This is a genomic window from Planosporangium spinosum (genome assembly GCF_049999945.1).
GTDB classification, from domain to species: Bacteria; Actinomycetota; Actinomycetes; order Mycobacteriales; family Micromonosporaceae; genus Planosporangium; species Planosporangium spinosum.
In genome coordinates, this window is the sequence record NZ_JBLYUB010000029.1 from 75080 (window position 1) to 92797 (window position 17718).

The window sequence follows — 17718 nt, forward strand, 5'->3', positions numbered from 1 at the left end:
TCACGCGTCGTGTGACTGGAGCTGTCCACGTGCTTCAGTCGAGCTGCGGCTTGGTTTCGTAGAGCCCTGCTTCGTAGAGCAGTCGGCGCGCCTGGCGGTTGTTGAGTCGCCGAAGCCCGCTGGCTGCCCACGACCGCAGTGACTCATCCGGGCTGTGCAGCTGCTCGGCAAGCAATGGCAGTGCACGTTCATCGCGGGCGGCGCCGATGAGTTCGAGCAGCCAGCAGCGCAAGCCTTGGTCGTGCTCCTGGTGGAATTCGGCGATGAGTTGGTCGAGGTGTTCACCAGCGTGGGTCCGGAGCAGCGCGAAGCCGTCTTCTTGCGACTGCGGGTCGTGGCGTCGCATGAGCCGCATCGCGTGACGGAAGCGGTCGGTCACGCCGGAGACGGTACTGCGTTGCCGCTCCCCGACTGGGCCAAGGCGTCACGCGGCGCGGGCGCGGGCACCGGGTCGCCACCGGTGGATCGGCCCGTTGCTGCGCCAAACGTCCCCGTCAGTGCTGCGAGTCGTTCCCCTCCGACGGCACGGTGCGGCACCTGCACCGGATGATCCGGGCAGCGCTACCGGACGCGGTGGTGGACGGGCTCCTGGCGGAGGACCCGCCCCATAACCTCAAGTTGGCACACCGGTACCGGCCGCGGTTCGCTCCCCCTGACCGGTGAGGAGGCCAAACGGCTGCTGAAGACGGCGCGGGACGACCGGCTCTACGCGCTGTATGCGGTCGCGCTGGCGCCCGGGTTGCGTCGGGGCGAAGCGCTCGAGCTGCGGTGGCAGGACGTGGACCTGGTCGACGGTGTCATTTCTGTTCGGCAAACGCTGCAACGTCTCGGCGGCCAGCTCGTGTTCGGCCCGGTCAAGTCCGACGAGTCGGAACGCGCCATCGGTCTGCCCGCTCCCTGCCTGGCCGCGCTTCGTCAGCACCGGGCCGCGCAGGACGCCGAACGAAAGACGGCAGGGAAGGACTGGAAAGAGTCCGGGCTGGTGTTCACCACGACCATTGGTACGCCGATCGAGCCGCGCAACCTCAACCGGCATTTATACCGGCTACTCGGCCGGGCCAGCTTGCGGCACGTCCGCTTCCACGATCTGCGGCGCTCCTTCGCCACGCTGCTTTACGAGCAGGGCGTGCCGATCGAGAAGATCCAGGACGTGCTCGGTCACAGCTCCCCCACCATCACCAAGCAGATCTACGTGGAGGCGGCGCCACCACCAGCCTCGTGCCCCGGACGCAGCCGCATCGTCACCGAGCGCCTCAGCCACCTGTTCCGGGTCGCCGACCTCCCGCGTGTTTGCCAGGAAGGCAGCGCGGACGGCCCCGCCCGTGCCCTTCCGGAGATGGAGAGGGCACGGGCGGTGGAGATCAGAGCGCGGCGCGAATGGCGTCGGCGAGCGAGGTCGGCTTGCGGCCGATGAGCTGCTCCAGGTCGTTGTCCTCCACGTACAGTTCGCCCTGGGCGAGGCCGCGGTCGCCGTCGGCGAGGACAGCCGCGAACTGCTCGGGCAGACCGAGGCCGACCAGCACCTCGGTGTACTTCTCGACCGGCAGGTCGGTGTAGGTGACCTGCTTGCCGCTCTGCTTCGACACTTCGGCGGCCAGGTCGGCCATGGTGAACGGCGCGCCGCCCAGCTCGTACACCTTGTTGGCGTGGCCGTCGGTGGTGAGCGCCGCGGCAGCGGCCTCGGCGTAGTCGGCACGGGTGGCGGCGCTGACCTTGCCATCGCCGGCCGCCCCGACGATTCCGTGCTCGAGGTAGGTCGGCAGCTGCGGGGTGTAGTTCTCGATGTACCAGCTGTTGCGCAGGAACACGTACGGCAGACCGGAGGCGATGATCTCCTGCTCGGTCGCCTTGTGCTCGCCGGCGAGGATCAGGCTCGAGGTTTCGGCGTTGGCGATGCTGGTGTAGGCCACCAGCCCGACGCCGGCGTCCTTGGCCGCGGCGACGACGTTGCGGTGCTGCGGCACCCGCTGCCCGGCCTCACTGCCGGAGACGAACGCCAGCTTGTCGGCGCCGGCGAACGCGGCCCGCAGCGAGTCGATGTCGTTGTAGTCGGCCTGCTTCACGACCACGCCGCGCTCGGCGAGGTCGGAAATCTTGGCCACGTCCCGGCCGGTGGCCACGATTTGATCGGCCGGGACGCCGCGGCGCGACAGCGACTCCACGATGAGGCGGCCGAGGTGACCGGTCGCGCCGGTGACGACGATGGGCATGGGGAACTCCCTCACGGACTACCGAAATGATCTGTCGCCGGTCAGCAACCAGGAGCGGCGACGAATACTTCCCGTTGGAGAGTAGGCACCTTGAAGTTTGTTACTTTCTGATGGAAAGTAAACAGGTGGAACCCAGTCCGTACGCCAAGAATTGTGGAAGCCGGCAGGTCCTCGACCGGATCGGCGACCGGTGGAGCGTCCTCGTCGTCATCATGCTCGCCGACGGGTTGAAGCGGTACAGCGAGCTCGCGCAGCGCATCGAAGGGGTGAGCCAGAAGATGCTCACCCAGACACTGCGCGGGCTGGAGCGCGACGGGCTGGTGACGCGTACCGTGCACGCCTCGGTGCCGCCGAGGGTCGACTACGCCCTGACCGACCTGGGCCGCAGCGTGCTCGACCTGGTCGCCGGACTCGAAGCGTGGGCGACCGACCACCTCGGCGATGTGCTCGCCGCCCGGTCCCGCTACGACGCCCAGCAGGAGCGCCGCGGCTCGGCCGCCTGACCCTCGGGCGGCCCGGCAGGTCAGCCGCCTCCCTCGGCATGTTCGCCGTCCAGTCGGGCGGGTAGTGCCGAGCCACCCGCTGGTCCAACCGCTCCCGAGCACCCACCTGCAGCCGGCACATACAAAACAGGCCCCGATCTGGCACGTATCGCCAGATCAGGGCCTGTTTCCTGTGGTGCGCCGCCAGGGACTCGAACCCCGAACCCGCGGATTAAGAGTCCGCTGCTCTGCCAGTTGAGCTAGCGGCGCTCACCGGAACGGAGAGAACCATAGCACGCCCTCTCCAGCACCTCCCAATCAGTTCCCCTCATCCCGCCGCGTGCCCCGCCGACGGGCACGGACGGAGCCCACGGGCGGGCACGGACGGGAGCCCACGGGAGTGCGCGACTGGGGCACCATTACTCCCGAGTACGGGACCGGGGAGATGAACATGGGGCAGTCGGCAATCCGAGGGCAACGGTGGATCGCGACGGTGGTGGCGTTGGTCGCGCTCCTGACCGTCGGCGCGTGCGGCTCCGACCGGGCCTCGCCGGGCGCCAAGGGCACACCGCGCCCCGGTGGTTCGTCACCCAGTACCCCACCGGCGCCGACCGCCGCCGTCAGCTTCCCCGCCGACGGCGCCACGGACGTGCCCACCTCGGCGGAGATCGCCTTCACCACCCAGAACGCGCAGTCGGCCGCCGTCACCCTCACCGACGCCGCCGGTGCGGCGGTCGAAGGCGCGTTGCGGGCTGACGGTTCGTCGTGGGTACCGGGCACCCAACTGAAGTACTCCACCCGGTACACGGCCGCGGTCTCGGCCGTCGGCGCCGACGGCAAACAGGCCACCAAGACGGTGGCGTTCACCACGATGGACCGGCCCGGCAGCTTCGTGTCGGTACGCAGCCAACTCGGCGACGACATGATCTACGGCGTCGGCATGCCGGTGGTGATCAACTTTGACAGCGACGTACCCGCGGACCAGCGGGCCAACGTCGAGAAGCGACTTTTCGTCTCCAGCGAGCCGGCCCAGGAGGGTGCCTGGAACTGGTTCAACGCCCACGAGGTGCACTACCGGCCCCGGGAGTACTGGAAGGCGGGCACGAAACTGTCGATCCGGCTCGCCACCGGCGGCCTGCCGTTCGGCGGCGGCGCATACGGCGCGGCCGACATCACCGTACGCGCCTCCATCGGCGACAAGTTCGTGATGACGATCGACAACGCGACCAAGATGATGTCGGTCACCCGCAACGACCAGGAAGTCAAGACGATGCCGGTGAGCCTGGGCAAGCCGAGCGCCCCCTCGTCCAGCGGCAACATGATCGTCATGGTCAAGAACGAGTGGGAGTGGTTCGACTCGTCCACCTACGGCGTACCGGTCGGCTCGGCTGACGGATACCGCACGAAGGTCTTCTGGCCGCAGCGGCTGACCTGGGGCGGACAGTACATCCACGCGGCTCCGTGGTCGGTCGCCGACCAGGGCCAGCGCAACGTCTCGCATGGCTGCACCAACGTGTCCACGGAGAACGCCGACTGGCTGTGGCACCAGACGCACATCGGCGACCCGGTGATCGTCAAGGGCACCGAGCGCGGCCTGGACTGGGGTGACGGCTGGACGGACTGGAACGTCAGCTGGGAGGAGTACCTCAAGGGCAGTGCTCTCCCCCGACCCATGAGCCCGGGCGGACCGGATGCCGCCGCGAGCGGGTCGACCTCGGCACAACCCTCGGCGCAGCCCTCTGCGTCCTGAGCCGCTACCGGCCCGTGAACCAGAGCGGGCCGGTGACGGGCCGGCGACGGGGCCCGGAGCAGGCCCAGCCCGACGGCCGCCCAGGGCAGGCCCAGCCCGACGGCGGCCGCCGTTTTGGCCCGCCGCCGCCGCACCTGATAGCCTGGCTTTTCGCGCGCTGTGAGGCGCTGCCTCAATGTGCGCGTTTGATTCCAACCCGAACTACCTTGACGAGGCTGTCGCGTGGCGAACATCAAGTCCCAGATCAAGCGCAACCGGCAGAACGAGAAGCGCCGGCTGCGTAACAAGTCGGTCAAGTCTGCGCTGAAGACGTCTGTCCGCAAGTTCAATGAAGCCGCCGCCGCCGGTGACACCGAGCAGGCGGCCGCGCTGATGCGCGACGCCGCGCGCCGGCTGGACAAGGCCGCGAGCAAGGGCGTCATCCACAAGAACCAGGCGGCCAACCGCAAGTCCGCTATCGCCAAGCGGCTGTCGTCGCTGGCTGCCTGAGCTACCCACCGTTCGACGCCTCGCAACGCCGCCCGGCCCTCTGGGCCCGGCGGCGTTTTGGCGTACCTGCAATCGGCCGATCAGAGCCACCCACTTGGCGGTGCTGCCAACCGGCGGATCGTCATGCGGCAGGCCAGGCAGACCGCTCATCTGGGAGCCGCTAACCTGGCGGGCCGGTGACCTACCGGTGACCTGGTGCGCCGATGACCTGCCGGGGACGCCGGTGACCTGGTGAGCCGGTGAGCCGGTGAGCCGGTGGGCTGCTGACCTGGTGGCCGCTCGTCGTGCGGCCACCCGTGCTCACCGCGCCGCGGCGCCGTTCCGGGCCGCCGCGACCGCGAAGACCGCACGCTCCAGGGCGTACCCGCGGTCCTCGGATCCGCCCTTGACGGCGGCGTTGCACTCGGCGGCCACCCGCATCGCGTCGACGAGCGCGTCGGGAGTCCAGCCACGCGCTTGGCGCTGGGCACGTTCGATCTTCCAGGCCGGCATGCCGAGCGCGCTGGCCAACTGGTAGGCGTTGCCGCGCCCGGCCGAGGCCACCCGGGCGACCGTCCGCACGCCGTCGGCCAGCGCGTCCGCGATCGGTACCGGATCGACCCCCACGTGCAGCGCCCAGCGCAGCGCCTCCAGCGCGGCGGGTACGTCACCGACCATGGCCGCGTCCGCCACGGTGAAGCCGCTGACCTCGGCCCGTCCCCGGTAGTAGCGGGCGACGGTGCCGGCGTCGATCCGCCCGTCGGTGTCGGCCACCAACTGGGAGCAGGCGGCTACCAGTTCCCGCAGGTCGTTGCCGACCGCAGCGATCAGGGCCTCGGCCGCGTCCTCCGCACACTTTCCGCCGAGTCGGCGCACCTCGGCCCGGACGAAGTCGACCCGCTCCCGATGCTTTGTGATCTTCCCAGCGGGGATGACCTTGGCGCCGCCTGCCTTCAGCCCGTCGGCGAGGGCCTTGCCCTTGGCCCCGCCGGCATGCGTGATCACCAGGGACACGTCCGGGTCCGGGTCGCGGGCGTATGCGAGCAGCGCGGCAGCCAGGTCCTTCTTGGCGTCCTGACCGCCGCGGACGACCAGGATCCGCCGGCCGCCGAACAGCGACGGGCTGGTCATCTCGGCCAACTCGCCGGGCACGAGATCGCTGGCGGCGTACTGGCGTACCTCCGCGTCGGGTTCGGCGGCGCGGGCGACGGCGATCGCCTCGCTCACCGCCCGGGCCACGAGGAGTTCCTCGTCACCGAGGACGAGACGTACGTCGGCGGACAGTTGTGGCGGCACGGCAGCCATCGTCGCACGGCAGCCATCGTCGCACGGCCGCCCGGTCCGTTGCACTGAGCGGCGACGGCACCCGCGCCGGGCGGTGATGACCGCCGTACCCCGGCCGCGAGGACGACTAGCGGCGTTGGCCGGTGCCGCCCGGCGCGCCGCGGACCGCCACGGCCAGCCGGCCGCCGGCGTCGACGGCGGCCAGGTCGCCCGACCGGTCGGTACGCAGTACCCGCGCCCCACCCCGGGCCAGCCGGTCGAGTACGCCCGGGTTGGGATGGCCGTAGACGTTGCCCACGCCGACCGAGACGAATGCGATCGCTGGCCGGGCCGCGTCGAGGAACGCGGGACTCTGGAAGGCCGACCCGTGGTGGCTCACTTTGAGCACGTCGACGCGTACCTGGGCGCCCAGCAGGCTCTGCTGCTCGTCCTCCTCCGCGTCGCCGGCCAGCAGCAGCGAGTGCCGGCCGATCGTGACGCGCAGGACCAGGGAGTTGTTGTTGGGGTCTGACCTGGTGTTGACCAGCGTCCGGTCGGGGCCGACGACAACCAGTCGCAGGTCCCCGCCGGCATATCGTTCACCGGGCATCGCCTGCCGTACCGGCGTCCGATGCGCCGCGGCGGCGGCCAGCACCTGGCGGCGACCGGTAGCCGGTTCCGGGTGGGCGGTGGTGACCACGGCACCTACCCGACGGCCCCGGAACACGCCGTCCACGCCTCCGACGTGGTCGGCGTGGAAGTGGCTGACCACCAGCAGGGGTACCTCACGGATGCCGAGCCGGCGCAGGCAACCGTCCACGGCGGCCGGCTCGGGGCCGGCGTCGACGACGACCGCCCGGCCGGGCGCGACCGGCAGCACCGCCGCGTCGCCCTGCCCCACGTCACACACCACGAGCAGCCACCCCGGCGGCGGCCAGCCGGGGGCGGCGAGCCGGATCGGCACGGTACCGATGACGGCCGCGACCGTCACCACGGCGGCCAACCGGCGCACCGGCCGGTACCGGCCGGCTACCAGCAGCGCCGCGAGGACGGCCGCGAGCAGCAGGCCACCCACCGCCCCGGCGGGCCACGGCGCCACCCCGGCGGGGGTCTGCGCGCCGTAGTGGCCGACGAGGATGATCCAGCGGGCCGGCCAGGATGCCAGCCACACGGCCAAACCGGCGCCGGCCGGCCAGACCGGTGACAGCAGTGCGGCGGCGACCCCGAGCACGGTGGCCGGCGGGACAGCCGGTACCGCGAGCAGGTTGGCCGGTACGGCCGCGAGCCCGACACCGCCCGACAGTGCGGCAATCACCGGGGCGCAGGCCAACTGGGCGGAGGCGGGTACGGCGACCGCTTCCGCCAGCCCGGCCGGTACCCGCTGGCGGCGCAGCGCGTCCCGCCACCCCGGCGCGAGCAGCAGCAGACCCGCCGTGGCGAGCACCGAGAGAGCGAAGCCCGGCTCGCCGGCCAGTTGGGGGTCGACGAGAACCAGCACGATCACGACGGCGGCCAGCCCGGGTACCGCCGAACGCGGTCGTCCGCTCGCCAGGGCCAGTAGTGCGAGGGCGCCGAGGGCCGCCGCACGCAGGACGCTCGGCGACGGCCGGACCAGGATCACGAAGCCGACCAGGGCGACGGCGCAGATGGCAGCGGCCAACCGGGGACCGGCCCGGCACCAACGGGCCAGCCCGAGCACGACGCCGAGCACGATCGCCACGTTCGACCCGCTGACCGCGAGCAGATGCGTCATGCCGGTGGTACGGAAGTCCTCCGCGACCGCCGGCTCCAGGCGGGTGGTGTCGCCGACGACCAGGCCGGGCAGGAGCCCACCCGGCTCGTCCGGAAGCGGGGCGCAGGCCCGTTGCAGGCCGCTGCGCAGCGTACCGGCCGCCCGCTGCGCCCAGGACGGCCGGCCGACGAGCCGCGGTGCGGCCGGTACCGACAGGACAGCCGCGCGCAGGTCCCCGCCGCGCGCCGAACCGATCCGGCCCTCGGCCACGACCCGCTGACCGGGCAGCACTCCCTGCCATGCGGGGTCTCCGCCGAGCACGAGTACCCGCACCGACAGGCGCAGGGCCGGCCGGCCGGTCACCTCCAGCCGGGTGAGGTCGGCGGCGACCACGTACTGACCGGGCCGGCCGGCGACACCCCGGGCGAGGCGCGGATCGTCGGTGACGACCAGGTCGGCTCGGACCTCGGCACGTTCGCGGGCCAGCGCGGTGACCGGGTCCGCGTCCCGCAGCGCCACCCGGCACGCGGTCACCCCGGCGCCCGCGACGACACCGATCAGGACACCGATCAGCACACCGGTCAGGGCACCGGGGACGGCGTCGGAGCCCGCACCGGGGACGGCCTCGGAGCCCGCACCGGAGCCGGCGGACACGGGGCGGGTGCCGACCGACACGGTGGCGAGGGCCGCGACGAGGGCCGCCAGCCCGACCACCGCTCCGGCCCGCCAGGACAGGTGCAGCCCGGCGAACGCGGCCAGCCAGGTACCCACGGCCGCGCCGGCCAGCCGCAGATCCGGGTACTCCCCCGCGCTCACACCGTCACCAGCGGCTTGATCTGGTTGAACCGGGCATTGCCGAGGCCGTCGACCTGCCGTAGTTCGTCGACCGAACGGAACTGTCCGTGCGCGGTTCGGTAGTCGATGATGTGTTGCGCCAGTACCGGGCCGATTCCCGGCAGCGCCTCGAGCTGGGCCGCGGTTGCGGTGTTGAGGTTGAGCGGGCCGGTTCCCTGCCCGGGCGATCCGCCACCGGCCGGGCCGGCGGCAGCGGCCGGCCCGGCGGCAGCGGGCGGCGGGGTGATCCCGATCGCGACGAGTTCCCCGTCGGCCAGCTTGCGGGCGAGGTTCACCAGCGACAGGTCGGTATCGGGAAGTGCCCCACCGGCCGCGTCGATCGCGTCGGCGACCCGCGCCCCCGCGGGCAGGCGGATCAGGCCGGGCTGCCGTACCCGACCGGTCACCGCGACCACGACGACACCGGAGGGCCCGACAGACCCCGCGGCCGGTGACGACGGCTCGAGCCGGGTGGCGACCGGTTCCACATGGGGCCTGGCCCGCCAGGCCAGAACGCCCGCCACGGCCACCGCGACCAGCGCGACGACGGCGAGTGCGCGGACGCCTCGGCGGCCAGGGTCGAACGCGCCCAGCACCCCGCGCAGGCCGCCGGCCGGGACCGGCGGTATCGGCTGCCCGTCCTCGGCCGGCCACGCCGACACGGCCGGGACCGGTCCTGCCCCACCCGACAGCGGCGCCGCGTGCCCCGCGTCGCCAGGCCGGAACACCGGGCCGGCCACCGACGGCGCCGGGCCGGTCGCGGGCGGGCCGGCGGGCGGTGACTCGTCGGCGTCGTCGCCCTCCGGCAGGCCGACGACCCGGATGAACCGCTCCCGTACGTCGTCAATGCTGTCTCGGTGCGATGCGAACATGCGCCGGAACCTAGGACGGACGGGGCCATCGCCGCCGTCCCCGGCAGGGAACCTGTGGACAGCGAGGGTGCCTGTGGACAACCCAAGGCGTCCCGGCCGGATGTGCTACAGGCGTCTGACGACCACGCATATCAGGCCGGGACCGGTGTGGGCGGCGACGGCCGCGCCCACCTCGGTCGCGTACACCCGGCGGACCCGCTCGCCCAGCCGTGTGGTGAGCGACCGCTGCAACTCCTCGGCCCGTTGCGTGGCCGCGAGATGGTGCACGGCGATGTCGACGTCGGCGTCCGCCGTGGACTCGACCGCCAGGTCGGCGAGCCGGCTCAGGGCACGGCTGGCGGTGCGGACCTTGTCGCTGACGACGATCCCGCCATCGGCGAGGCGCAGGATCGGCTTGACCGACAACGCCGTACCGAGCAGCGCCGAGGTGGCTCCGATACGCCCACCGCGCCGCAGGTACTCCAGCGTGTCGACGTAGAACAGGGCGCCGGTGCGGTCGATCACGGCGAGGGCGGCATCGCGTACCTCCGCGAGGGTCCCGCCCGCGGCGGCGGTCTCGGCGGCGGCCAGGGCCGGGAAGCCCAGCCCCATCCCGGCGGAGCAGGAGTCGATCACCTCGACACGGCCGTCGAACTCGTCCGCGGCCAGGCGGGCGGCCTCGCAGGTACCCGACAGCTGCGCGGACAGGTGAATGGACACGACACCGGCCGCACCGGCGTCGAACAGTTGCCGGTAGGTCTCGGCGAACGCGCCCGGCGCCGGCCGGGACGTCGTCACATGGGTACGCCGGGTCTCGAGCGCCTTCGCGACGTCGGCCGGGGTGATGTCGATGCCTTCCAGGCCCGGTACGCCGTCGATGACGACGGTGAGCGGTACGACGGTGAGGCCGGCCTCCACCGCGAGCGTGTCCGGCAGGTAGGTGGTGCTGTCGGTGACCACAGCGATGTGCTCTGACGTACCGGCCATGTCGGCACGTTAACCGATCGCGGGCGAATCAGAAACGCGTCGCGCTCACGCCGGTCGGGCCTCGTCGACCCAAAACGGCCGGCCCTGCATGCAGTGGCTCATGACGTCATCGGCGATGTGGCCACGGACGACGAGGTTGTTGCCGGCCTTCACCACGGTCCGGTCGCCGCCGATGAGCAGGTAACTCTGCCCGCCGCTGCGCAGCAGCAGGCATCCGGGCTCGACACCGGCCTCCACCTGTCCGGAGAGGGTCAACTCAGCCCCGGCCGACGGGCCGGCGCCTGCGGACGGAGCGCCGGACGGGCCGGTGGACGGGGTTGCCGTCGGGGGTACCGAGCCGGGGGCGGACACGGATCCGCTGGACTCTCCGCTGGCGGCGGTGCCCGGTGTCCCGGTGCCCGAGGCGCATCCGGTCATCAGACCGGCGGCGAACAGCGGGACGAGCAGGCTGGTGGCGAAGCGGCGACGGACTCCCATGCCTGTTCGGACGCCACCGGCCGGCTGCCGGTTCCGGGGAACAAGGCTCCGGGGAACAAGGCCCGGGGGAACAAGGCCCCGGGGAACAAGGCCCCGGGGAACAAGGCCCCGGGGAACAAGGCCCCGGGGAACAAGGCCCCGGGGAACAAGGCCCCGGGGAACGGCGGCGGGCCGGAGAGGTCAGCCCGCGTTGTACGACCGCAGCTGCCAGCCTCGCCGAGGGTCCAGGCGCAGTTCGGCCCAGTGGCAGTTGGTGAGGATGCCGAGGGTACGCAGCACCGGGTCCGGCCAGTCGAGCATCGCGACCACGGCACGCCGGATGGCGCCGCCATGGCTGGCCACGACGATCGTGCTGCCCGGGGCGGCGGCACTCACGTCGTGCAACGCGTCGGCCATCCGCTTGCCGACCTCGTCGAGGTCCTCGATGCCGAACTCGCGTATCGGCTGCCCGGCGCGCCACCGCGCGTGCTCCTCGGGCCACCGCGCGGCGATCTCCGCGTTGGTCAGGCCCTGCCAGCTGCCGTAGTGACGCTCCCGCAGCCGGGGGTCGTAGGAGACGCTGAGACCGGTGACGGCGGCGAGTGCCGCGGCGGTGTCGGCCGCCCGGCGCAGGTCACTGGCGACGATCAGGTCGGGGTGCAGGTCGACGAGCCGGACCGCGGCGGCCTCGGCCTGCGCCCGCCCCACCTCGCTGAGATCGACGTCGGACTGCCCCTGTATCCGGTCGGCGGCGTTCCACTCGGTCTGCCCGTGCCGCCACAGCAGGAGCCGGGTCACGCCGTCCCGTTCGCTTCTCCGGCGGTGTCGCCGCGACCTCCCTCGGCGGCAGCGCCGCCACGGCCGCTTTCGGCGGAGACCAGGTCCCGGTCGACGAACGGGATGGTCGGGCAGTCCTTCCACAGCCGGTCGAGCGCGTAGAACTCCCGCTCCTCGGTGTGCTGGACGTGCACCACGATGTCGACGTAGTCCAGCAGCACCCAGCGGCCGGCGCGCTCCCCCTCACGGCGTACCGGCTTGGCCTTCTCGGGCAGTTCGAGCAGCCTCTCCTCGATCGCGTCCACGATCGCGAGAACCTGACGTTCGTTCGGCGCCGACGCGAGCAGGAACGCATCGGTGATCACGAGTTGGTCGCCCACGTCCAGGATCACGATGTCCTGTGCCTTCTTGTCGGCGGCCGCTTGTGCGGCGGCCAGGGCCAGTTCGCGGGCGCGCTCGTTTGCGGGCACCGGACTCCTCTCGTCGTAACGTTCGCGCCGTTCAGCGCAGTGCGGGCGGTGGGTGGTCGGCCCCCATCGGCGGCCACCAGCACCGCCCGAGGTTCAAGCCTCTCACGTGTACGCCTGAAGTGCCGCTTCGATATCTGGGACCTACCGGTACAAATGGCGCTTTGCGATGTATTGCACCACTCCGTCGGGGACCAAATACCACACCGGCTTACCCGCAGCGACCCGCTCCCGGCAGTCGGTCGACGAGATCGCCATCGCCGGCACCTGGACCAGGCTCACCGTGTCGGCGGGCAGATGCGCGTCGCTCAGCTCGAACCCCGGTCGGGTGACCCCCACGAAGTGGGCCAGCGAGAAGATCTGGTCGGCGTCCTTCCACGACAGGATCTTCTCCAGGGCGTCGGCGCCCGTGATGAAGTACAGCTCGGTGTCCGGCCCGTACGACTCGCGCAGGTCGCGCAGCGTGTCGACGGTGTACGTCGGCCCGTGGCGCTCAATGTCGACCCGGCTGACGTGAAACCGCGGGTTGGACGCCGTCGCGATCACGGTCATCAGGTACCGGTCCTCGGCCGGGCTGACCTTCGCGTCGGACTTCTGCCACGGCTGGCCGGTGGGCACGAAGACGACCTCGTCGAGGTCGAACAGGTCGGCGACCTCACTCGCGGCGACCAGGTGACCGTTGTGGATCGGGTCGAAGGTGCCGCCCATGATCCCGACTCGACGAGGCTTTTCCATCCGGCGCATGGTAGCCGGCCGCTCCGACGCCGCCGGCCGGCCACCGGTCACGCATCAGCCACCGGCCGCCGCGCGGGCCGCGATGGCGCGCCGCAGGTCGTCGGTGCGGTCCAGCAGTACCCGGCGCAGGACCGCGGGCAGGTCCGCCCGGTCGAGCAGGCGCTGGGCGGCCTCGACCGTGGCGGGCGCCACCGCATACCTCGGGTAGGCCGCACCCGCCACCTGGTTGACCATCTGCGCGTCGCGCCGGGCGGCCAGTGCCGGCATGTCCGCGAAGTACCGCGCCACGTACGGCCCGGTCAGGCTCTCCTGCTCCGGCTGCCAGAACCCCTCGGCGTACGCCAACCGCAGCCGGTTGGAGAGCGCGTCGTCGGCGACGATCGCGTCCCAGGCCCGCGCCTTGGCCTCGGCGTCCGGCAGGGCCGCCCGGCAGCACGCCGCGTGCTGGACGCCGTGCGCGCTGCGGTCGGACTCGGCTTCGGCGTCGATCTCGGACACGTCCGCCGCACCGAGCACGACGAGCCGCCGCAGCAGCGCCCACCGCAGCTCCGCGTCGACCGCGAGGCCGTCGGGCACGTTCTTGCCGGCCAGCCAGTCGCGTAGCGTGCCGGCGCCGTCGGTGTCGGCGCACTGGGCGTACCCGCGGGCGGCGGCGAGCTGCCGGTCGCTGCCGGGCGGCGCGACGGCGAGGACCCGTTCACACATCGTCGCGAGTGCCGCGAGCGCCGCCGGTTGCTGCGCCCGCGGGAGGTACTGGCCGACCGCCACCTCCGCCGCGAAGCTCATCACCTGGGCGAACACCGCCATGTCCGGCTCGGACGGCAGCCCGGCGACGGCCAGGTCCAGGAACGCCGCCGGGGGCGTCTCGGCGTCCCGCGTGGCCTCCCACGCGGCGCTCCACAGCAGCGCCCGGGGCGCCGGGTCGGTGACCCGCGGCAGCAGGTCGGGCAGCGCGGCCAGCTCGGTGTCGGTCAGGCGCACCTTCGCGTACGTGAGGTCCTCGTCGTTGGCCAGCAGCAGCGCCGCGGCAGGCCGGCCGACCAGCGCCGGCACCGGAGTCTGTCCGTGGTCGGACACCGGGTCGACGTCGACCTCGACCCGTTCGCGGCGAGTGACCCGGCCGTCGGCGTCGCGGTCGTACAGGCCGAGGACGAGCCGGTGCGGCCGCAGGACCGGCTGCGCCGGCGGCGCGGACTGCACCACGGTGACGGCGGTGTACCGCCCGTCCGGACCGACCGTCGCGACCGGGCGAAGCGTGGTGACCCCGCTCTCGCGCCACCACCGCGCCGCCCACTCCGACAGGTCCCGGCCGCTGGCCACACCGAACACGGCGAGCAGGTCGGCCAGGGTCGCGTTGCCGTACGCGTGGTCGGCGAAGTACCGCCGCAGGCCGGCGAAGAAGGCCTCATCGCCCAGGTACGCACCGAGCTGGCGCAACGTGGCGGCGCCCTTGGCGTACGAGATGCCGTCGAAGTTGAGCAGCGCGGCGGCGACGTCGTCGACCCGCTCGGGCGCGACCGGATGCGTGGAGGGTCGCTGGTCCGCCGCGTACCCCCAGGTCTTGCGGTTGATCGCGAAGTCGGTCCAGACATCGGTGAAGCGGGTCGCCTCACCGGCCACCCGTACCCCCAGGTACTCCGCGAACGACTCGTTCAGCCACAGGTCGTCCCACCAGCGCATGGTCACCAGGTCGCCGAACCACATGTGCGCCATCTCGTGCGCGACCACGATCGCCCGGGTGGCGCGCTGCGCGCGGGTGACGGCCGACCGGAACACGAACTCGTCCCGGAACGTCACGCAGCCCGGGTTCTCCATCGCGCCCCAGTTGAACTCGGGCACGAACGCCTGGTCGTACTTGCCGAACGGGTACCGGTAGGCGAACAGCTCGTGGTAGCGGTCCAGGCATCGGGCCGTCATCTCGAACAGTTCCTCGGCGTCCCGGTCGAGGTGCTCGGCGAGCGCCGGCCGGCAGTGCAGGCCCAGCGGGATGCCGTCGTGCTCGGTGTACCGGGAGTGCAGCGGCCCGGCGACGAGGGTCACCAGGTACGTCGACAGCGGCGGCATCGGGGCGAACCGCCACCGGCCCGGCGCCACCCGGTCGCCCGCGCCGTTGGCCAGCACGGTCCAGCCGGGCGGCGCGGTGACGCTCAGCGTGACCGCCGCCTTCAGGTCGGGCTGGTCGAAGCAGGCGAAGATGCGCTGCGCGTTGTCCAGACCCGCGCTGGCGTACAGGTAGACCTCGCCGTCGGCCGGGTCGACGAAGCGGTGCAGCCCCTCACCGCTGTTGGAGTACGTCATCGTGGCGCGCACCACGAGTTCGTTGTCGGCGGCGAGGTCGGTCAGCCGCAGCCGGTTGTCGTCGAGGGCCGCCGGGTCGAGCGCCCGGCCGTTGAGCGTCACCGAGTGCAGCGCGGCCGGCCGGATCTCCACGAAGGTCTCCGCGCCGGGCCGCGCGCAGCGGAACCGCACCACCGTCGTCGCCTCGAACTCCTCGTTCGGGGTCGTCAGATCCAGATCGATCGCGTACGCGTCGACCGACAGCAGCGCGGCCCGCTCGGCCGCCTCGGCTCGGGTGAGGCTAGGCATGGCGCCCATCCTGCCGTGTCCGTGCCAGCATTCCAGCCTGCCCCCTCGTCACGCCGCCAGTAGCGCCCGGATCGCGTCCATCCGGGCCACCCGCGGCGCCAGTGCCCGCAGCCGCAGCGCGAGGTCGAGCGCGGCCAGGGCGGCCTCCGTGTCGGGCACCGGGACGCCGAGCCGCTGCCGCAGCCAGGGCGCCGCCTCGGTCCACCGGTAGTGGGCGGTACCGACCCGCACGTCGGCGGGCGGCGGGAAGGCACCCGGGCCGGTGCGCCCGGCCGCCCACCGCCGTACCGCCTCCCGCGAGCGGCCGATCCGGTCGGCTATCTCCGCCAGGGTCACCAGGTCGTCGTCGCGTACGCCGAGGGCCTGGACGCCGACGGCGTCGAGGTCGCGTACGGCCGACACCACGGCGTCGACGAGCGTCGGCGCGTCCCGCTCGAAGCCGACCAGCGCGCCCGGCCCGTCCGGGTCGGGAGTGACCGTCACGTCCGGGCAGCGCTCGGCCAGCGCCTCACGGGCGGAGCCGTCCACCGGCAGGGCGGTCACGAGGCTGAACCGCTGGGGTCTCATCGCGTCCATGGCGGGGAGCCAACCAGCCGGAGCGGCGATCGGGAGGGGCCAGAAGCGAACTCAGAGGGCGGCCACTCGCGCGGCCCCGGGGCCAGAAGAGGGGCCAGGAGAGGACTGACACGGGGCCAGCCGGACAGGGACCACGCGGACCAGTGGCCGCGCGGGACCGCGTGGGCCGACGCCGACCCGCGCACAGCGGTGGCGGCCCGTCGGTCTCAGGAGCTGACGACGATGCGGTCGATGTCCGGGGCGCGCGACGCCGGGTTGCTGAACTCGATGCTGTTGAGACCGGTGTCGAGCCGGACCCGCAGGACCAGCGCGCCGACCCGGTCGCCGGCCTGCGTACCGGGGACGTCCAGCCGGATGAACGGCCCGTCGTTGACGCTGATGATCACGCTGCGGTCGACGTCGGACACGTAGTGGACGACCACCACGTACACGCCGTCGAAGGGCACGCTGATCCGGCCGAACCGCAACGAGTTCGCCGCGGCGCCGCCGACCGAGGTGATGACCTGACCGCCGGAGGCGCCGGCCACAGCCCGGACCCGGGCGTCCCCACCGAGTACGTTCGCCGCCGCCTCGGCCTCGAAGCTGATCGGGGCCACCGGCGGCAGGGACGGCGCGGGCAGCCACGGCGACGACGTACGGCGCGGCGGGGTCCCCGACGGGGTGGTGGGGGCCGGTTCGACGGTCGGTGTCGGGGCGGCCGGGCCACGCGATGGCGGAGGCTGGCGGGGCACCGGCACCAGCGGCAACGGGCTCACCCGCGCGGGCAGAGCCGGCAGACCGGCGTCGTCGCCCCGCAGCGGGGACAGGATGGCGGCGGTCAGGACCAGACCGAGCCCACCGATGGCGACGGTGAGGAGGATGGTCCGGGTGCGCTCGCCGACCGCCTGCTCGTCGATCTCGTCCACGTGCTGGCCACGGTAGACCGGCCGGGCCGGCCGGGCCGGCGGCTGCCTGTCGACGGCCATTGCGCTCCCCCTCTGTGAGCGGGTGCCCAGCCGGCGCAGCGAAGATCCGCCGCGCCTCATCCGAACGGATCGAGACCGGCACCGACCCCCGCCCCACGATCGGCCATGACCGCCGGTTCTGACAAGGCCTCGGGGATCGATAAAAAATTGCACGACGGCGAATTAAGGATTGCCAAAGGAATGGGCGAAGAAACACGCACCGAACGGTCAGAAAAGTCGCACCACCGCCACCCTCCTACCGCCTGGCAGAATGGATATCAGCGCGCGTCACATTGGCGTCATTGACAGTTACCGTCCCTATTCGCGACACCGGGACGCGAGGGACCGCCGGCGGGCACGGACGACGACCAGCGGGCACGGACGACGACCAGCGGGCACGGACGACCGGCGGGCGCCCCCGCCGGAAACCCTCCGACCCGGGTACGGCACCGGGGCCGATCGGAACCGGGCCACCGGTGCGGGGTCGCCCGTACCGGTGGGTGGGCCCGCGCGGTCGGCTGACCGGGGATCGACCGGGGACATCGACCTTCCGGCGGCACTATCGTCGTGGTACCGGGCCGGCCGGAGCCGGCCCGGTAC

17 protein-coding genes and 1 tRNA gene are annotated in these 17718 nt (G+C 72.5%); 4 read left to right on the forward strand and 14 right to left on the reverse strand.

Features of this window, described 5'->3' with window-relative positions; genetic code table 11:
- Positions 1 to 34 precede the first annotated feature (34 nt).
- Positions 35 to 379, reverse strand: coding sequence for a HEAT repeat domain-containing protein (locus tag ACNTMW_RS28660; RefSeq protein ID WP_426637012.1), 345 nt, complete (start codon positions 377 to 379; stop codon positions 35 to 37).
- Positions 380 to 652: 273 nt separating this feature from the next.
- Between ACNTMW_RS28660 and ACNTMW_RS28665 the strand changes: the two genes are divergently transcribed.
- The gene (locus ACNTMW_RS28665; RefSeq protein WP_426637032.1) at positions 653 to 1414 is read left to right on the forward strand and encodes a site-specific integrase; all 762 of its coding nucleotides are present in this window, start codon (positions 653 to 655) and stop codon (positions 1412 to 1414) included.
- Here the strand turns inward: ACNTMW_RS28665 and ACNTMW_RS28670 are convergent.
- Positions 1362 to 2210 carry an SDR family oxidoreductase gene (locus tag ACNTMW_RS28670; protein ID WP_426637013.1) on the reverse strand — a complete coding sequence of 283 codons (849 nt, stop codon included), beginning with the start codon at positions 2208 to 2210 and terminating at the stop codon, positions 1362 to 1364. The genes ACNTMW_RS28665 and ACNTMW_RS28670 overlap by 53 nt on opposite strands.
- A gap of 125 nt (positions 2211 to 2335) precedes the next feature.
- Here ACNTMW_RS28670 and ACNTMW_RS28675 point away from each other — a divergent pair, with 125 nt between their 5' ends.
- On the forward strand, positions 2336 to 2713 hold the full coding sequence (locus tag ACNTMW_RS28675) for a winged helix-turn-helix transcriptional regulator (protein ID WP_426637014.1): 378 nt from the start codon (positions 2336 to 2338) through the stop codon (positions 2711 to 2713).
- 173 nt (positions 2714 to 2886) lie between these two features.
- Here the strand turns inward: ACNTMW_RS28675 and ACNTMW_RS28680 are convergent.
- Positions 2887 to 2962, reverse strand: a tRNA-Lys gene (locus ACNTMW_RS28680).
- Positions 2963 to 3143: 181 nt separating this feature from the next.
- On the opposite strand from ACNTMW_RS28680, the gene ACNTMW_RS28685 reads away from it, so the two are divergent.
- Together ACNTMW_RS28685 and rpsT are read left to right on the forward strand one after the other, a co-directional pair.
- Entirely contained in the window at positions 3144 to 4442 is a 1299-nt protein-coding gene (locus tag ACNTMW_RS28685; protein WP_426637015.1) for a L,D-transpeptidase, read from the forward strand.
- A 222-nt stretch (positions 4443 to 4664) separates the two neighbouring features.
- A complete protein-coding gene (rpsT, locus tag ACNTMW_RS28690; protein ID WP_426637016.1) occupies positions 4665 to 4931 on the forward strand; it encodes a 30S ribosomal protein S20 in 267 nt (88 codons plus the stop codon).
- Between the two features lie 300 nt (positions 4932 to 5231).
- On the opposite strand, the gene holA is transcribed toward rpsT, so the two are convergent.
- The 11 genes from holA to ACNTMW_RS28745 all read right to left on the reverse strand — a co-directional run bounded on the left by holA (position 5232) and on the right by ACNTMW_RS28745 (position 17139).
- Positions 5232 to 6215 carry a DNA polymerase III subunit delta gene (holA, locus tag ACNTMW_RS28695; RefSeq protein ID WP_426637017.1) on the reverse strand — a complete coding sequence of 328 codons (984 nt, stop codon included), beginning with the start codon at positions 6213 to 6215 and terminating at the stop codon, positions 5232 to 5234.
- Between the two features lie 106 nt (positions 6216 to 6321).
- Positions 6322 to 8721, reverse strand: coding sequence for a ComEC/Rec2 family competence protein (locus ACNTMW_RS28700; protein WP_426637018.1), 2400 nt, complete (start codon positions 8719 to 8721; stop codon positions 6322 to 6324).
- Positions 8718 to 9611, reverse strand: coding sequence for a ComEA family DNA-binding protein (locus ACNTMW_RS28705; protein ID WP_426637019.1), 894 nt, complete (start codon positions 9609 to 9611; stop codon positions 8718 to 8720). Before ACNTMW_RS28705 ends, ACNTMW_RS28700 begins: the two co-directional genes overlap by 4 nt.
- A 105-nt stretch (positions 9612 to 9716) precedes the next feature.
- On the reverse strand, positions 9717 to 10577 hold the full coding sequence (locus ACNTMW_RS28710; protein WP_426637020.1) for a DegV family protein: 861 nt from the start codon (positions 10575 to 10577) through the stop codon (positions 9717 to 9719).
- Between the two features lie 45 nt (positions 10578 to 10622).
- Positions 10623 to 11054 (reverse strand): hypothetical protein, encoded by a 432-nt coding sequence (locus tag ACNTMW_RS28715; RefSeq protein WP_426637021.1) that lies wholly within the window; start codon positions 11052 to 11054, stop codon positions 10623 to 10625.
- Between the two features lie 180 nt (positions 11055 to 11234).
- A complete protein-coding gene (locus ACNTMW_RS28720) occupies positions 11235 to 11831 on the reverse strand; it encodes a histidine phosphatase family protein (protein ID WP_426637023.1) in 597 nt (198 codons plus the stop codon).
- On the reverse strand, positions 11828 to 12280 hold the full coding sequence (gene rsfS, locus ACNTMW_RS28725; RefSeq protein WP_426637025.1) for a ribosome silencing factor: 453 nt from the start codon (positions 12278 to 12280) through the stop codon (positions 11828 to 11830). Before rsfS ends, ACNTMW_RS28720 begins: the two co-directional genes overlap by 4 nt.
- A 141-nt stretch (positions 12281 to 12421) precedes the next feature.
- The gene (gene nadD / locus ACNTMW_RS28730; RefSeq protein ID WP_426637026.1) at positions 12422 to 13012 is read right to left on the reverse strand and encodes a nicotinate-nucleotide adenylyltransferase; all 591 of its coding nucleotides are present in this window, start codon (positions 13010 to 13012) and stop codon (positions 12422 to 12424) included.
- Positions 13013 to 13066: 54 nt separating this feature from the next.
- Positions 13067 to 15598: an aminopeptidase N gene (gene pepN, locus ACNTMW_RS28735; protein WP_426637027.1), complete on the reverse strand. Its 2532-nt coding sequence runs from the start codon at positions 15596 to 15598 to the stop codon at positions 13067 to 13069.
- A gap of 48 nt (positions 15599 to 15646) precedes the next feature.
- Positions 15647 to 16165, reverse strand: a complete 519-nt coding sequence (locus ACNTMW_RS28740; protein ID WP_426637028.1) for a helix-turn-helix transcriptional regulator — start codon at positions 16163 to 16165, stop codon at positions 15647 to 15649.
- 215 nt (positions 16166 to 16380) lie between these two features.
- Positions 16381 to 17139: a carbohydrate-binding protein gene (locus ACNTMW_RS28745; RefSeq protein ID WP_426637029.1), complete on the reverse strand. Its 759-nt coding sequence runs from the start codon at positions 17137 to 17139 to the stop codon at positions 16381 to 16383.
- Positions 17140 to 17718: the final 579 nt, after the last annotated feature.

Bases quoted from the DNA above. Each gene is read 5' to 3' on its own strand.
- ACNTMW_RS28715 (WP_426637021.1), bottom strand. From the start codon at position 11,054: ATGGGAGTCCGTCGCCGCTTCGCCACCAGCCTGCTCGTCCCGCTGTTC.
- ACNTMW_RS28705 (WP_426637019.1), bottom strand. From the start codon at position 9,611: ATGTTCGCATCGCACCGAGACAGCATTGACGACGTACGGGAGCGGTTC.
- nadD (WP_426637026.1), bottom strand. From the start codon at position 13,012: ATGGAAAAGCCTCGTCGAGTCGGGATCATGGGCGGCACCTTCGACCCG.
- ACNTMW_RS28670 (WP_426637013.1), bottom strand. From the start codon at position 2,210: ATGCCCATCGTCGTCACCGGCGCGACCGGTCACCTCGGCCGCCTCATC.
- ACNTMW_RS28740 (WP_426637028.1), bottom strand. From the start codon at position 16,165: ATGAGACCCCAGCGGTTCAGCCTCGTGACCGCCCTGCCGGTGGACGGC.
- ACNTMW_RS28745 (WP_426637029.1), bottom strand. From the start codon at position 17,139: ATGGCCGTCGACAGGCAGCCGCCGGCCCGGCCGGCCCGGCCGGTCTAC.
- ACNTMW_RS28685 (WP_426637015.1), top strand. From the start codon at position 3,144: ATGGGGCAGTCGGCAATCCGAGGGCAACGGTGGATCGCGACGGTGGTG.
- ACNTMW_RS28710 (WP_426637020.1), bottom strand. From the start codon at position 10,577: ATGGCCGGTACGTCAGAGCACATCGCTGTGGTCACCGACAGCACCACC.
- pepN (WP_426637027.1), bottom strand. From the start codon at position 15,598: ATGCCTAGCCTCACCCGAGCCGAGGCGGCCGAGCGGGCCGCGCTGCTG.
- holA (WP_426637017.1), bottom strand. From the start codon at position 6,215: ATGGCTGCCGTGCCGCCACAACTGTCCGCCGACGTACGTCTCGTCCTC.